Below are 14,183 nucleotides of genomic sequence, written 5' to 3' on the forward strand. Positions count from 1 at the left end.
CGCGAAGGGCGAAGCACAAAGGAAATCCAGTAAGAGGAACTCCACCCGGAGAGCAGAGAGCACGAACCAGACGCCGCGGGGCCCGCCCTTCGGGCGGACGACGGGACTTTGCGGACACGACCTAGGCCGACGGCAGGCCCAGCAGGACGTCGGTGTACTTCAGTACGGCCAGCAGCAGGCCGATGACGCCGAGCGAGACGCCCGCCCAGGCCACCGACTTGATCCAGGGGGCCTGCGGCTCGCCGGGTGCCCCGAACGCGGGCCGGGCCAGGACCACGACGCCGGCGATCAGCGCGGCCAGGGCGAACAGCCCGGCCCACAGGGCGCCGGCCCGCCAGGCGTCGCCGTAGCCGGCTTCGACCATGGCCGCGACGCTGGAGGACGACGACGTCTCCAGCTGGCCGATCAGCGACTCCCGGGCGGAGGCCACCGTGCCGACCCAGCTGCCGGTCAGCGAGACGACGCCGAGCGCGGCGGAGACGACGGCCCCGGCGCCCTGCCCGACTCCGGAAGGGCCCGCCTCCTTCACGGCGGTGTCCGCCGGGGCGGTGTCCCCGTCAGCGGTGTCCCCCTCCGCCGCCTCGCCGCTCGTCACGTCCGCACTCGTCCCGTCGGCACCGGTCGTCTCCTCGGTGACGGCCTCCTCGTCCTTGCCGGTCGTCGCCGCGGTCTCGTCCACAGTCCTGGTACCCATGCCCCGCACCGTACGGACGGAGTCTGAGAGCCGCCTTAACGCTCGTCGCGGGCGGTGCGCCACTCGGGGGCGAGCACCGACCAGATCTCCATGTCGTGCCGTTCCCCGCGGTGGGGATAGCTCTGGCGCAGGACGCCGTCCCGGGTCATCCCGAGCCGCCGGGCGACGTTCAGGCTCGGCTCGTTGCCCGCGGCGGCGATCCACTCCACGCGGTGCATCCCGCGCTCCTCGAAGGCCCAGTCGATCAGCACCCGCATCGCGCGCGTGACCAGCCCCCGTCCGGTGCCGGCGGGTTCCAGCCAGCAGCCCGCCTCACAGGTGCCCCGGGCGGCGTCGAAGTTCAGGAACAGCACCCCGCCCACGAGCCTGCCGTCCAGCCACAGTCCGTGCAGCGAGGAGGTGTCGGCGGCGCGTCCGTCGGCGTGCCGCTGCAGCACCTCGCGCGCCCCGGCCACGTCGGTGGCCTTCTCCCCGAAGGGGACGAACCGGTTGATGAACTCCCTGCCGCGTTCCAGGTGGGCCAGGAACTCCTCGGCGTGCCAGGGTTCCAGAGGCCTCAGTTCGGCCCCGTCATCGCCCAGGGATATCGCGTACATCCGGTTGCCGCTCCTTGTGTGTTCCGTCCACGACCTCCGTGAGCCTTTCACGTTCGGCGTCGGCGTCCGCGAGCTTTTCCTGCTCGGCGCGGCACTCGGGCGGTTCGATGCTGATGCGCGGCAGGCGCCGGTCCAGCCAGCGCGGCAGCCACCAGTTGGCGCCGCCGAGCAGATGCATCAGCGCGGGCACCAGCAGCGTCCGCAGGACGAAGGCGTCCAGGGCGACGGCGGCGGCGAGCGCGACACCGAACATCGCGATCACCCGGTCACCGCTGAGCACGAACGCGAGGAACACCGAGATCATGATCACGGCGGCCGAGTTGATCACCCGGCTGGTCTCCGCGAGGCCCACCCGCACGGCGCGCCGGTTGTCGCCGGTCTCCAGCCACTCCTCGTACATCCGGCTGACCAGGAAGACCTGGTAGTCCATGGAGAGGCCGAAGAGGACCGAGACCATGATCACGGGAAGGAACGGTTCGATCGGGCCCGCGGCGCCGAGGCCGAGCGGTTCGCTGCCCCAGCCCCACTGGAAGACCGCCACGACCACGCCGAACGCGCCGGCGACGGCGGCCACGTTCATCGCCGCGGCCTTCAGCGGGATGCCCACGGACCGGAAGGCGAGCAGGAGCAGCAGACAGCCCAGGCCGATGACGACGCCGACGAACAGCGGCAGCTTGCCGACGATGACGTCCGCGAAGTCGTCGTAGCCGGCGGTGACGCCGCCGACGTGCAGGTCGAGCGAGGTGCCCGCCTCCGCGCGGGGCAGCACCTCGGTGCGCAGCCGGTCCACGAGGTCGCTGGTCCGTGCCGACTGCGGGGAGGACTCCGGTACGACGGTGAGGTACGCGGTGTCGCCACCGGCGGCGAAGGTCACGGGGGTCGCGGAGGCGACGCCCTCGGTGGCGCGCAGGGTCGCGTCCAGGTTGTCGAGGGCGAGCCGGTCCGCGGCGCCGTGCACCTCGGTGACGAGGGTGAGGGGACCGTTGACGCCGGGTCCGAAGCCGTCGGCGAGGAGGTCGTAGGCCTGCCGCGTGGTCGCCGTCCTCGGGTCGTTGCCCTGGTCGGAGGTGCCCAGGTGGAGGGAGAGGGTGGGCAGCGCGAGCAGGGTCATCACGGCGAGGGCGAGCGCGCCGAGCTTCTTGGGGTGCCGCTCGACGAACGCGGACCAGCGGGCGGCGAACCCGGTGGGCAGGTCGGGCTCGGGCCCGCGCTCGGCGAGCCTGCGGCGTTCGCAGCGGCTGAGCGCCCGCATGCCGATGAGGGACAGCAGGGCGGGCAGCAGCGTGACGGAGGCCGCGACGGTGAGGACCACGGTCAGCGAGGCGGCGACGGCCACGCCGTTGAGGAAGCCGAGCCGCAGGATCAGCATGCCCAGCAGGGCGATGCACACGGTGGCGCCCGCGAAGACGACCGCGCGGCCGGTGGTGGCGACGGCGCCTGTGACCGCTTCGGTCACGCTCAGCCCGCGCTTCAGGCCGCGCCGGTGCCGGGTGACGATGAAGAGCGCGTAGTCGATGCCGACGCCGAGGCCGATCAGCATGCCCAGCATGGGAGCGAAGTCGGCGACGGTCATGACGTGGCCGAGCAGCACGGTCCCCGCGTAGGCGGTGCCGACGCTCACCAGCGCGGTGGCGATGGGCAGCAGGGACGCGGCGAGCGAGCCGAAGGCGAGGAACAGCACGACCGCGGCGACGACCACCCCGACCACTTCGGCGAGGTGCCCGCCGGGGGACTCGGTGAGCCCGGCCGCGCTGCCGCCCAGCTCCACCCGGAGCCCGTCGCCCTCGGCCGACTCGGCGGTGTCGACGACGGCCGTTGCCTCGTCGGCGTCGATGTCCTTGGCCTGGTCCTCGAAGGTGACGGTGGCGTAGGCCGTACGGCCGTCCTCGCTGATCCGGCCGGCGCCGTGGCCGTCGTGGGGGCCCGTCACGGAGGCCACGCCCGGCAGGTCCGCGATCTCCCGCAGGGTCCGGGTCATGGTCTGCTCGACGTCGGCGGCGCGGACGGTGCCCCGCTCGGTGTGCCAGACGACCGTGTCGCTGTCTCCGCCGAGGTTCGGGAAACCGTCCTTCAGCAGCTCTCCGGCGCGGCCGGACTCGGTGCCCGGGACCTGGTAGTCGTTCGAGTACGCGGTGCCCGCGGCGAACGCGCTCGCGCCCACCGCGCCCAGGGCGAGGAGCCACAGCAGAACAGCGACCAGACGGTGCCGGACACACCAGTGTGCGAGGGCTGCCACGGACGTGCTCCCAGTGTGGTGACATGTGGATCTTTGACCGGGAACAGTCGTTCAGGCGTTGAACGGCCCGCAAAGAACATATGAGCAGTGCGGGGACACTCTTACAGGCGGAAGTGATCGTTTGGCCGTTTCGTGCGCTTCTTCACATGTGAGACGCGTCAGTCGAACTGGTCGCCCAGCGCCATCACCATCACCCCGCCCACCAGCAGCCACAGCGCCCTCCGGGTACGGCCACGGGAGCCCAGCACCCCGGCGAGCGCGCAGGCACCGGCGCCCACGGCGTAGGCGGCCGGGACGAGCGCGGGGACGGGAGCGGTGAGCCGCAGGGCGGACGCGGCCAGCCCCGCGAGGGCCAGCAGCGCCCCGGCGGCGGTGGCGGCCCAGCGGGCCCGCCGGGCCTCGGTCATCCCGGCCGTCCCGGACATCCCGGCCGCGTCGGACGTCCCGGTGGTCTCGGACGTCCCGGCGGCCGGATCCGAATCAGCGCGTCCACTCATGGCGCGGGAGCGTAGCGCGTACGGCGGGAAAACCCGGTGCGGGGCGGCACACCCGGCTGCTAGCGTCCCTCGGCCCCGCGCCCAGCGACAGCCAGGACCCAAGGAGCCCGTCACCGATGTCCGACCTCGTCCCCAGCACCTCGGCCACCCCGCTCACCGACCGGGTGACCCTCCCCCGCTACCCGCGCAGCGCGGGCTACGACGCCCGCTGGACCGTCGAGAACCAGATGGGCCCGAACGCGCTCTGGCTGCTGGAGTGGCTCGCCCCGGCCCTGGGCCTCGACACCCTGCCGCCCGGCGCCCGCGCGCTCGACCTGGGCTGCGGGCGCGCCATGACGTCCGTGTTCCTCGCCCGGGAGTACGGCGTCCAGGTCGCCGCGGCCGACCTGTGGATCAGGCCGGAGGAGAACGCCGCCCGGATCGCCGAGGCGGGCGTCGCCGACCTGGTGCTGCCGGTGCACGCCGAGGCGCACGACCTGCCGTTCGGCGAGGGGACCTTCGACGCGATCGTCTCCGTCGACGCGTACCAGTACTTCGGCACCGACGACCTGTACCTGCCCTCGCTGACCCGGCTGCTCAAGCCGGGCGGGCGGATCGGCGTCGTCGTACCGGCACTGCGCGAGGAGCCGGACGGCGTCGAACCGCCGGAGCACCTGGCGCCGTGGTGGGAGCCGGACTTCTGGTGCTTCCACTCCCCCGCCTGGTGGCGCCGCCACTGGACCCGCAGCGGTGCCGTGGAGGTGGAGACCGCCGACTGGCTGACCGACGGCTGGCGCGAGTGGCTGCTGTGGTGCGAGGTGGTCGTGGAGGAGAGCAGCGACGACTGGCATGTCCGGATGGCCGGCCGGTGCGCGGAGATGCTCCGCGCGGACCGGGGCCGGTCGCTGGGCTTCGCCCGGGTGGTGGGCCGCCGCCGCTGAGGACGGGGCCTCAGCGGCGGGGCCGCCTGAGCACGCGCCTGGGGGGACGCACCGGTCGCGGTGCATCCCCCCAGGCGGCGAAGAAGGGACTCAGCCCTCGCTGACGCCCAGCTTCTCCAGGATCAGCTCCTTGACGCGCGCCGCGTCGGCCTGGCCGCGGGTGGCCTTCATGACCGCGCCGACCAGGGCACCGGCCGCGGCCACCTTGCCGCCGCGGATCTTGTCGGCGATGCCCGGGTTGCCGGCGATCGCCTCGTCGACGGCGGCGGTGAGCGCGCCCTCGTCGGAGACGACCTTCAGACCGCGCTTCTCGACGACCTCGTCCGGGGTGCCCTCGCCCGCGAGGACGCCCTCGATGACCTGGCGGGCCAGTTTGTCGTTCAGGTCGCCCTTGGTGACCAGCTCGGCGACCCGCGCCACCTGCTCCGGCGTGATCGCCAGCTCGTCCAGCGCCCTGCCGGACTCGTTGGCGCTGCGGGCCAGCTCGCCCATCCACCACTTGCGGGCGGACGCGGCGTCGGCACCGGCGTCGATCGTGGCGACGATCGACTCCAGCGCACCGGCGTTGAGGATCGCCTGCATGTCGGTGCCGGAGATGCCCCACTCCTCGCGGAGCCGGTTGCGGCGGACCAGCGGCAGCTCCGGCAGACCGGCGCGGATCTCCTCGACCCACTCGCGGGACGGGGCGACGGGCACCAGGTCGGGCTCCGGGAAGTACCGGTAGTCCTCGGCCTCCTCCTTCACGCGGCCCGAGGTCGTCGACCCGGTGTCCTCGTGGAAGTGGCGGGTCTCCTGGACGATCGTGCCGCCGGACGACAGCACGGCCGCGTGCCGCTGGATCTCGAAGCGGGCCGCGCGCTCCACGGACCGCAGCGAGTTGACGTTCTTCGTCTCCGAGCGCGTGCCGAACTTGTCGGCACCCTTCGGCATCAGCGACAGGTTGACGTCGCAGCGCATCTGGCCCATCTCCATGCGGGCCTCGGAGACGCCGAGCGCGCGGATGACCTCGCGCAGCTCACGGACGTACGCCCGGGCGACCTCGGGGGCGCGCTCGCCGGCACCGACGATCGGCTTGGTGACGATCTCGATGAGCGGGATGCCCGCGCGGTTGTAGTCCAGCAGGGAGTGGGACGCGCCGTGGATGCGGCCGGTGGCGCCGCCGACGTGGGTCGACTTGCCGGTGTCCTCCTCCATGTGGGCGCGCTCGATCTCCACGCGGAAGGTCTCGCCGTCCTCCAGCTGCACGTCGAGGTAGCCGTTGAAGGCGATCGGCTCGTCGTACTGGGAGGTCTGGAAGTTCTTCGGCATGTCCGGATAGAAGTAGTTCTTCCGGGCGAAGCGGCACCACTCGGCGATCTCGCAGTTCAGCGCGAGACCGATCTTGATCGCGGACTCGACGCCGGTCGCGTTGACGACCGGCAGCGCGCCGGGCAGGCCGAGGCAGACGGGGCAGGTCTGCGAATTGGGCTGGGCGCCCAGCTCCGTGGAGCACCCGCAGAACATCTTGGTCTTGGTGCCGAGTTCGACATGGACCTCGAGGCCCATGACGGGGTCGTACGACGCGAGTGCTTCCTCGTACGACACCAGGTCGGTCGTGGTGGTCACGGTGAAACTTCCCTCTCAGCCCAGCAGGACGTCGTCGTCGCCCAGCCGCTTCAGCTCGCGGTAGAGAATGGCGAGACCGGTGGCGATGGCGGCGGCGGACACGGCGGCGTCGAGCAGACGGAGCGTGTCGCTCTCGGCGCGGGCGAGCTTCGCCTGCTTCGCGACGCTGAACGCGCCGAACGCGGTGGTGGCCATGGACAGGTACAGGCCGTTCTTGGACTTCTTGAAGCCCTTGGCCTTCGACAGCTTGCTCACAGCGACGGAGCCTCCTCCAGAAGCGGGTGGCCCCACTTTTCCACGAAGGCGGCCTCGACGGCGGCGCCGACCTTGTAGAGCCGGTCGTCCTGCATCGCCGGGGCGATGATCTGCAGGCCCACCGGAAGGTTGTCCTCCGGGGCGAGACCGCAGGGCAGCGACATGGCCGCGTTGCCCGCCAGGTTGGTCGGGATGGTGCACAGGTCCGCGAGGTACATCGCCATCGGGTCGTCGGCGCGCTCGCCGATCGCGAAGGCGGTGGTCGGCGTGGTCGGGGAGACGATCACGTCGACCTGCTCGAACGCCTTCTCGAAGTCCCGCGTGATGAGGGTGCGGACCTTCTGGGCGCTGCCGTAGTACGCGTCGTAGTAGCCGGAGCTGAGCGCGTACGTGCCGAGCATGATGCGGCGCTTCACCTCGGGGCCGAAGCCCGCCTCACGGGTGAGGGAGGTGACCTCCTCGGCGGAGTGCGTGCCGTCGTCGCCGGTCCGCAGGCCGTAGCGCAGGCCGTCGAAGCGGGCGAGGTTGGAGGAGCACTCGGACGGGGCGATCAGGTAGTACGCCGACAGGGCGAGGTCGAAGGACGGGCAGTCCAGCTCGACGATCTCGGCGCCCAGTTCCTTCAGCAGCGCGACGGACTCGTCGAAGCGCTGGATGACACCGGCCTGGTAGCCCTCGCCGCGGAACTGCTTGACCACGCCGACGCGCATGCCGGCGACCGAGCCGTTGCGGGCGGCCTCGACGACCGGCGGGACCGGGGCGTCGATGGAGGTGGAGTCCAGCGGGTCGTGCCCGGCGATCACCTCGTGCAGCAGCGCCGCGTCCAGGACCGTACGGGCGCAGGGCCCGCCCTGGTCGAGGGAGGACGAGAACGCCACCATGCCGTAACGGGACACGGCCCCGTACGTCGGCTTCACACCGACCGTGCCGGTGACGGCGGCCGGCTGGCGGATGGAGCCGCCGGTGTCGGTGCCGATGGCGAGCGGGGCCTCGAAGGCGGCCAGCGCGGCGGAGGAACCGCCGCCGGAGCCGCCGGGGATCTTGGTGAGGTCCCAGGGGTTGCCGGTCGGCCCGTAGGCGCTGTTCTCGGTGGAGGACCCCATGGCGAACTCGTCCATGTTGGTCTTGCCGAGGATGACGACGTCGGCGGCCTTCAGCTTGCGCGTGACGGTCGCGTCGTACGGCGGGATCCAGCCCTCGAGGATCTTCGAGCCGACGGTCGTCGGCACGCCCTCGGTGGTGAAGATGTCCTTCAGCGCGAGAGGCACACCGGCCAGCGGTCCGAGCTTCTCGCCCCGCTCCCGCTTCTCGTCGACCGCGCGGGCCTGCGCGAGGGCGCCCTCACGGTCGATGTGCAGGAAGGCGTGCACCTTCTCGTCGACGGCCTCGATCCGGGCCAGGTGCGCCTCGGTCACCTCGACGGCGGTCAGCTCGCCGGAAGCGATCTTCGCGGCGATCTCGGCCGCGGTCAGCTTGATGATGTCCGTCATGACGGATTACTCCTCCCCCAGGATCTGCGGCACCTTGAAACGCTGCTGCTCCTGGGCGGGGGCGCCGGAAAGCGCCTGCTCGGGGGTGAGCGACGGGCGGACCTCGTCCGGGCGCATGACGTTCGTCAGCGGGAGCGGGTGCGAGGTCGGCGGTACGTCTTGGTCGGCGACCTCGCTGACGCGGGCGACCGCGCCGATGATGTCGTCCAGCTGTCCCGCGAAGTGGTCAAGCTCTTCGGGCTTCAGCTCCAGACGCGCCAGCCGGGCGAGGTGGGCGACCTCCTCGCGCGTGATGCCAGGCATGCAGCGATCCTCTGGGGTGAGTGTGAGTGTTTTGGCCCAATCCTATGGGGCGGCGCCCCATGCCCGTGAAACGGTTTCCCCGTGGCAGGCCCGTGGGCCGAGGCACGTGCCCTGCTTCCACCCGGCGGCGCGGGCCCGCGCACGCGGGCCGGCCCGCCCGGGGCGCGGGCAACGCGTGCAGGGACGGGCCTGCGGCGGCACCGGCCCACCCAGGGGCGCGGGAACTGAGCGACCAGCCACAGCCCGCCCGCGGCACACCGACGAGCGACCGGCGATTCGCTACTCGTCCGCCGCCGCCGCGGGCAGCGCCGCCGCGGGCCGCTGCCACCCGCGGGTCCCGCGCGCCCGCAGCCAGGCCGTGGTCTCCTCGGGCGGCATCGCCGCGGCGACCAGCCAGCCCTGTACGGCGTCGCACCCAAGGTCGCGCAGGCGTTCCCAGGTCTCGTCGTCCTCGACGCCCTCGGCGACCACGAGGAGGCCGAGGGAGTGGGCGAGGTCGACGGTGCAGCGCACGATCGCGGCGTCCTCGGCGTCGACGGCGAGCCGGGCCACGAAGGAGCGGTCGATCTTCAGCTCGCTGACGGGGAGGCTGCGCAGGTGGACGAGGGAGGAGTAGCCGGTGCCGAAGTCGTCGAGGGACATCTTCACGCCGTGGCCGGTGAGACCGGCGAGGGTGTCGGCGGCGCGCTGCGGGTCCTCCAGGAGGACGTGTTCGGTGATCTCCAGCTGGAGCGCCCCGGCGGGGACGCCGTGGCGGGCGAGGCGGGCGGCGACGGAGCCGGCGAAGCCGGGGGTGTGCACGTCGCGCGGGGAGACGTTGACGGCGACCGGGACGAACAGGCCCTGGGAGCGCCACTCGGCGACCTGGCCGAGCGCGGTCTCCAGCACGTACTCGGTGAGGTGGGGCATGAGCCCGGAGGACTCGGCGATCGCTATGAACTCGTCCGGCGGCACCTTGCCGCGCTCGGGGTGCACCCAGCGCACCAGCGCCTCCAGGCCGGCCACCTGGCCGTCGAAGCGGACCTTGGGCTGGTAGTGCAGCTGGACCTCGTGGGCGTCCAGCGCCCGGCGCAGGTCGGCGAGGAGACCGAGCCGGTCGGGAGTGTTCGAGTCGCGCTTGGACTCGTAGACCTCGACACCCGTGCGGTCCCGCTTCGCCTGGTACATGGCGACGTCCGCGCGGCGGAGCATCCCCTCCGCGTCGAGGGCGTGGTCGGGGAAGACGGCGACTCCGGCGCTGGCCTCCAGGACGAGGGTGAGTCCGTCGAGGTCGAGCGGGGAGCTGAGTGCGGCCGCCAGGCCGCGGGCGATGCGGGTGGCGGAGGTGGTGGAGTCGGCGACGGGAAGTAAGACGGCGAACTCGTCACCGCCGAGCCGGGCGACCTCCGCGCCGCGCGGCAGGGCCAGCCGCAGCCGGTCGGCGGTCTGCAGCAGCAGCCGGTCACCGGCCAGATGCCCGAGGGTGTCGTTGACCGATCGGAAACGGTCGAGGTCGATCAGCACCAGGGCGGCCCGGGCGCCGATGCGCTCGGCGTCGTCCAGGGCGGTCCAGATGCGTTCCAGCAGCCACTGACGGTTGGGCAGACCGGTGAGCGGGTCGCGCAGTTGCTCCTCGGCGCGGGCCCGGGCTATCCACAGGGTGGAGTCGAGGGCGATCAGCGGGATGGAGAACAGCGGCAGCAGGATCGGCTTGGCGACGGCGACGACGCAGACCAGCGGGGCGATGCCGAGCAGCGCGATCGCGACGAGGCCCTGTCTGACCAGGGCGGTGCGGGCGACGGTGGGCAGGCCGCCGGCGCGCGGCGCGTGCAGGTACCACAGCAGGACGCGGGTCACGAGCAGGTAGGCGGTCGCGACCAGCACCACCTCGGGGGCGGTGTAGAGCGTCCAGGTGTCGGGGTTCCAGGGCTTCTCCACGGACGGCACCCGGCCGAAGGCGAAGAGGATCAGCGCGCCGGCGCCGATGCCGAGGACGTCGACCGCGCCGTGCAGGACGCCCTGCCGCCAGCGGTGGCGCCGGGCTATGCCGACCAGTACGACGACGGTCAGGCTGACCAGGCCGGCCGGCACCCAGCCGTACAGCAGCAGCACGGCCAGGGTGAGGGCGGCGCCGGAGCCGGTGCCGCCCCACCAGCGGGCGCGGCCGAGCAGCACCAGGTGGCCGACGATGACGCCGGTCAGCAGGGCCAGCGACCAGCCCGCCGTGCCGGACGGGAAGAGCGGGTGGTGGCCGGTGAAGGCCCCCAGGAAACCGGCGCCGAGCGCGAACCCGGCGGCGGCGACGACGCCCGCGTGCAGCGCGGGCCAGGGCAGGTGCCGTTCGCTGTCGGGCCCCGCCGGCCCGGTGCCGCGTACGGCTCTCAGCGGTACGGTGCCGGGACCGTCCGCGGCGGCGGACGCTCCCGGGGCACTCGTGCGCGTGCCCGCGCTCCGGGCGGGCCGGCGGCCGCCCCGCCAGACGCCGGCCAACCGGCGCGGCCGTGCATCCGGGGCGGCGCTCTCGGTCGGTTCCATTCCCGTCCCTCTCACAGCCGGCGGTGCCCACGCCCCGCGACCGATGCCCGACAACCTTCAGCGGCGCCGCGTCGGAAATCCCTTCCCCGCGCTCCTCAGGAGCAGGGGATGCCCCAACCGCAGCTGGGCACGGCAGGCGCACATCCCAACAGTAGGCCGCAGAAGGCTTCCACGGGCAGCGGTCGTCGACGGTTGCCCGAATGCGCACCGGCCGCCCGTATGCATCTGATATGCGCCGATCGGGTGGTCTTCAACCGCTACTCCTCGACCGGGAGCGCGGCCTCCGACGCCGCCTCAGGCCCCTGCTCCAGCAGGATGTTGAAGCCGTCCTCGTTCAGGACCGGCACCTTCAGCTGCATCGCCTTGTCATATTTGGATCCGGGGTTGTCACCCACAACGACGAACGACGTCTTCTTCGAAACCGAGCCGGTCACCTTCGCACCCTGGCTCTGCAGGGCGTCCTTGGCGCCGTCACGCGTGAAGTGCTCCAGAGTTCCGGTGACGACGACCGTCAGACCCTCCAGCGGGCGCGGGCCCTCGTCCTCACCGGTGCGCTCGTCCTCCATGCGCACGCCGGCCGCGCGCCACTTGCGCAGGATCTCCTGGTGCCACTCCTCGGCGAACCACTCCTTGAGGGAGGCGGCGATGATCGGCCCGACCCCCTCGGTGCCCGCCAGCTCCTCCTCGGTCGCCTGTTCGATCCGGTCGATGGAGCGGAACTCCCGGGCCAGCGCCTCGGCGGCGACCGGCCCGACATGGCGGATCGACAGGCCCGTGAGGATGCGGGCGAGCGGGCGCCGCTTGGCCGCCGCGATGTTCTCCAGCATCGCGAGCGCGTTCTTCCTGGGCTCGCCCTGCTGGTTGGCGAAGACCGTGGCGATCTTCTCCTCGCCGGTCTTCGGGTCCCGCTTCGGCAGGCCGCTGTCCTGGTCGAGGACGTACGCCTTGATCGGCAGCAACTGCTCCACGGTGAGGTCGAACAGATCGCCCTCGTCCTTCAGCGGCGGGTCCGCGGGCTCCAGCGGCTTGGTGAGGGCGGCGGCGGCGACATAGCCGAAGTGCTCGATGTCCAGCGCCTTGCGCCCCGCGAGGTAGAACAGGCGCTCGCGCAACTGTGCGGGGCACGCACGGGAGTTCGGGCAGCGCAGGTCGACGTCGCCCTCCTTCATCGGGCGCAGCGGCGTCCCGCACTCGGGGCACTCGGCCGGCATCACGAACTCGCGCTCGGTGCCGTCGCGCAGGTCCACGACCGGGCCCAGGATCTCCGGGATGACGTCACCGGCCTTGCGCAGCACCACCGTGTCCCCGATGAGGACGCCCTTGGCCTTGACCACGTCCTGGTTGTGCAGGGTGGCGAACTCGACCTCCGAGCCGGCCACCGTCACCGGCTCCACCTGCGCGTACGGCGTGACCCGGCCGGTGCGGCCGACACCCACCCGGATGTTGACCAGCTTGGTGTTGACCTCCTCCGGCGCGTACTTGTACGCGATCGCCCAGCGGGGCGCGCGGGAGGTGGACCCCAGCCGGCCCTGGAGCGGGATCTCGTCGAGCTTGACGACCACACCGTCGATCTCGTGCTCCACGGAGTGGCGGTTCTCGCCGTAGTACGCGATGAACTCCCGTACGCCGTCGAGGTCGTCGACCACCTTGTTGTGCCGGGACGTGGGCAGGCCCCAGGTGCGCAGCAGGTCGTACGCCTCCGAGAGGCGGGTCAGGCCGGTGAAGCCCTCCAGGGCGCCGATGCCGTGCACCACCATGTGCAGCGGGCGGGTGGCGGTGACCCGGGGGTCCTTCTGGCGCAGCGAGCCCGCGGCGGCGTTGCGCGGGTTGGCGAAGGGCTTGTCGCCGGCCGCGATCAGCCGGGCGTTCAGCCCTTCGAACTTCTCCATCGGGAAGTAGACCTCGCCGCGGATCTCGACCAGGTCCGGGACGCGGTCGCCGGTCAGGCGGTCCGGGATCTCCGCGATCGTCCGCACGTTCGGCGTGATGTCCTCGCCGGTGCGGCCGTCGCCCCGGGTCGCCGCGCGCGTGAGACGCCCGTGCTGGTAGGTCAGGTTGACGGCCAGGCCGTCGACCTTCAGCTCGCACAGGAAGTGGTGCGGGGTGCTGCCGACGTCCTTGTGGACGCGCTCGGCCCAGGCGGCCAGCTCCACGTCGTCGAAGGCGTTGTCGAGCGACAGCATGCGCTGGCGGTGCTCGACGGAGGTGAACTCCGTCTCGTAGGCACCCGCGACCTTCTGGGTCGGCGAGTCCGGCGTCCGCAGCTCCGGATACTCCTCCTCCAGGGCCTCCAGCGTGCGCAGCAGCCGGTCGAACTCCGCGTCGCTGATGACGGGAGCGTCCTTCACGTAGTACCGGAAGCGGTGCTCCTCGATCTGCTCAGCGAGCTGCGCGTGCTTCTCCCGTGCCTCGGTGGGCACCGTGCTCTCCGCTTGCCTGTCGCCGGCCACCGTGTTGTCCTCCCGTTACTCAGGGTTGTCCGCGAGTGATCTCGCCGCCCGGACGCAGTGGGCGAGTGCCCGGCGCGCGTAGTCCGGGGAGGCCCCCGCGAGTCCACACGTCGGCGTGACCGTGACCGCCTCCGCGAGAAGCGCCGGTGACAGCCCCAGCCTGCGCCACAGCGTCCTGACACCCATGACGCTACCGGCAGGGTCTGACAATCGGCCGTCCGTGCTCGGCACGACACCGGCGAAGAGCCGGGTGCCGCTTTCCACGGCCTCGCCGATCACCTCGTCGTCACGCTCGGTGAGCAGCGAGAAGTCGAACGACACCGCGGCTGCGCCGGCTCGGCGCAGCAGGGCGAACGGGACGTCCGGGGCGCAGGAGTGGACCACGACCGGGCCGCCGTCGTGCACGCCCATCACCTCGCGCAGGCCCTGTTCGACGACCTGGCGGTCCACGGCGCGGTGGGTGCGGTAGCCGCTGGCGGTCCTCACCTCACCGCGCAGGACGGCGGTCAGGGACGGTTCGTCGAGCTGGAGCACGAGGCGGGCGCCGGGCACGCGGCGGCGCACCTCGTCCAGGTGCAGGCGCAGACCCTCGGCGAGCGAGGCGGCGAGGTCACGGCAGGCGC

General features: G+C 72.3%; 11 protein-coding genes and 1 pseudogene. 1 reads left to right on the plus strand and 11 read right to left on the minus strand.

Annotation, left to right across the window (positions count from 1 at the left end; translation table 11 throughout):
- Window positions 1–121: 121 nt before the first annotated feature.
- From CCN42_RS20570 to CCN42_RS20585, 4 genes are all read right to left on the minus strand, one after another.
- Window positions 122–694: a hypothetical protein gene (locus CCN42_RS20570; protein ID WP_086737680.1), complete on the minus strand. Its 573-nt coding sequence runs from the start codon at window positions 692–694 to the stop codon at window positions 122–124.
- A gap of 35 nt (window positions 695–729) precedes the next feature.
- Window positions 730–1,290 carry a GNAT family N-acetyltransferase gene (locus CCN42_RS20575; RefSeq protein WP_086737682.1) on the minus strand — a complete coding sequence of 187 codons (561 nt, stop codon included), beginning with the start codon at window positions 1,288–1,290 and terminating at the stop codon, window positions 730–732.
- Window positions 1,265–3,526, minus strand: a complete 2,262-nt coding sequence (locus CCN42_RS20580; protein WP_086737684.1) for an MMPL family transporter — start codon at window positions 3,524–3,526, stop codon at window positions 1,265–1,267. Before CCN42_RS20580 ends, CCN42_RS20575 begins: the two co-directional genes overlap by 26 nt.
- A 158-nt stretch (window positions 3,527–3,684) precedes the next feature.
- The gene (locus CCN42_RS20585) at window positions 3,685–3,951 is read right to left on the minus strand and encodes a hypothetical protein (RefSeq protein WP_086737686.1); all 267 of its coding nucleotides are present in this window, start codon (window positions 3,949–3,951) and stop codon (window positions 3,685–3,687) included.
- 188 nt (window positions 3,952–4,139) lie between these two features.
- Here CCN42_RS20585 and CCN42_RS20590 point away from each other — a divergent pair, with 188 nt between their 5' ends.
- Window positions 4,140–4,943, plus strand: coding sequence for an SAM-dependent methyltransferase (locus tag CCN42_RS20590; RefSeq protein ID WP_086737688.1), 804 nt, complete (start codon window positions 4,140–4,142; stop codon window positions 4,941–4,943).
- Between the two features lie 90 nt (window positions 4,944–5,033).
- Here the strand turns inward: CCN42_RS20590 and gatB are convergent, their stop codons facing one another.
- From gatB to CCN42_RS20625, 7 genes and pseudogenes are all read right to left on the minus strand, one after another.
- Entirely contained in the window at window positions 5,034–6,548 is a 1,515-nt protein-coding gene (gene gatB / locus CCN42_RS20595; protein ID WP_086737690.1) for an Asp-tRNA(Asn)/Glu-tRNA(Gln) amidotransferase subunit GatB, read from the minus strand.
- A gap of 15 nt (window positions 6,549–6,563) precedes the next feature.
- Window positions 6,564–6,803, minus strand: a complete 240-nt coding sequence (locus CCN42_RS20600) for a hypothetical protein (RefSeq protein ID WP_086172035.1) — start codon at window positions 6,801–6,803, stop codon at window positions 6,564–6,566.
- Complete coding sequence (gatA, locus tag CCN42_RS20605; protein ID WP_086737692.1) at window positions 6,800–8,293, minus strand: Asp-tRNA(Asn)/Glu-tRNA(Gln) amidotransferase subunit GatA; 1,494 nt, start codon at window positions 8,291–8,293, stop codon at window positions 6,800–6,802. Before gatA ends, CCN42_RS20600 begins: the two co-directional genes overlap by 4 nt.
- Before the next feature lie 6 nt (window positions 8,294–8,299).
- Window positions 8,300–8,596 (minus strand): Asp-tRNA(Asn)/Glu-tRNA(Gln) amidotransferase subunit GatC, encoded by a 297-nt coding sequence (gene gatC / locus CCN42_RS20610; protein ID WP_004925108.1) that lies wholly within the window; start codon window positions 8,594–8,596, stop codon window positions 8,300–8,302.
- Between the two features lie 279 nt (window positions 8,597–8,875).
- Window positions 8,876–11,110 carry a putative bifunctional diguanylate cyclase/phosphodiesterase gene (locus tag CCN42_RS20615; protein WP_086737694.1) on the minus strand — a complete coding sequence of 745 codons (2,235 nt, stop codon included), beginning with the start codon at window positions 11,108–11,110 and terminating at the stop codon, window positions 8,876–8,878.
- Between the two features lie 257 nt (window positions 11,111–11,367).
- Window positions 11,368–13,560: an NAD-dependent DNA ligase LigA gene (gene ligA, locus CCN42_RS20620; RefSeq protein WP_086737696.1), complete on the minus strand. Its 2,193-nt coding sequence runs from the start codon at window positions 13,558–13,560 to the stop codon at window positions 11,368–11,370.
- 15 nt (window positions 13,561–13,575) lie between these two features.
- A pseudogene (locus CCN42_RS20625) lies at window positions 13,576–14,183 on the minus strand (uroporphyrinogen decarboxylase/cobalamine-independent methonine synthase family protein); the annotation flags it as partial.

It is taken from the genome of Streptomyces glaucescens, from assembly GCF_002154375.1.
In the GTDB taxonomy this organism is placed as follows: Bacteria; Actinomycetota; Actinomycetes; order Streptomycetales; family Streptomycetaceae; genus Streptomyces; species Streptomyces glaucescens.

Coding starts and splice junctions, on each gene's coding strand:
- CCN42_RS20570 (WP_086737680.1), bottom strand. CDS start 694: ATGGGTACCAGGACTGTGGACGAGACCGCGGCGACGACCGGCAAGGAC.
- CCN42_RS20575 (WP_086737682.1), bottom strand. CDS start 1,290: ATGTACGCGATATCCCTGGGCGATGACGGGGCCGAACTGAGGCCTCTG.
- CCN42_RS20585 (WP_086737686.1), bottom strand. CDS start 3,951: ATGTCCGGGACGGCCGGGATGACCGAGGCCCGGCGGGCCCGCTGGGCC.
- CCN42_RS20590 (WP_086737688.1), top strand. CDS start 4,140: ATGTCCGACCTCGTCCCCAGCACCTCGGCCACCCCGCTCACCGACCGG.
- gatA (WP_086737692.1), bottom strand. CDS start 8,293: ATGACGGACATCATCAAGCTGACCGCGGCCGAGATCGCCGCGAAGATC.
- gatC (WP_004925108.1), bottom strand. CDS start 8,596: ATGCCTGGCATCACGCGCGAGGAGGTCGCCCACCTCGCCCGGCTGGCG.
- CCN42_RS20615 (WP_086737694.1), bottom strand. CDS start 11,110: ATGGAACCGACCGAGAGCGCCGCCCCGGATGCACGGCCGCGCCGGTTG.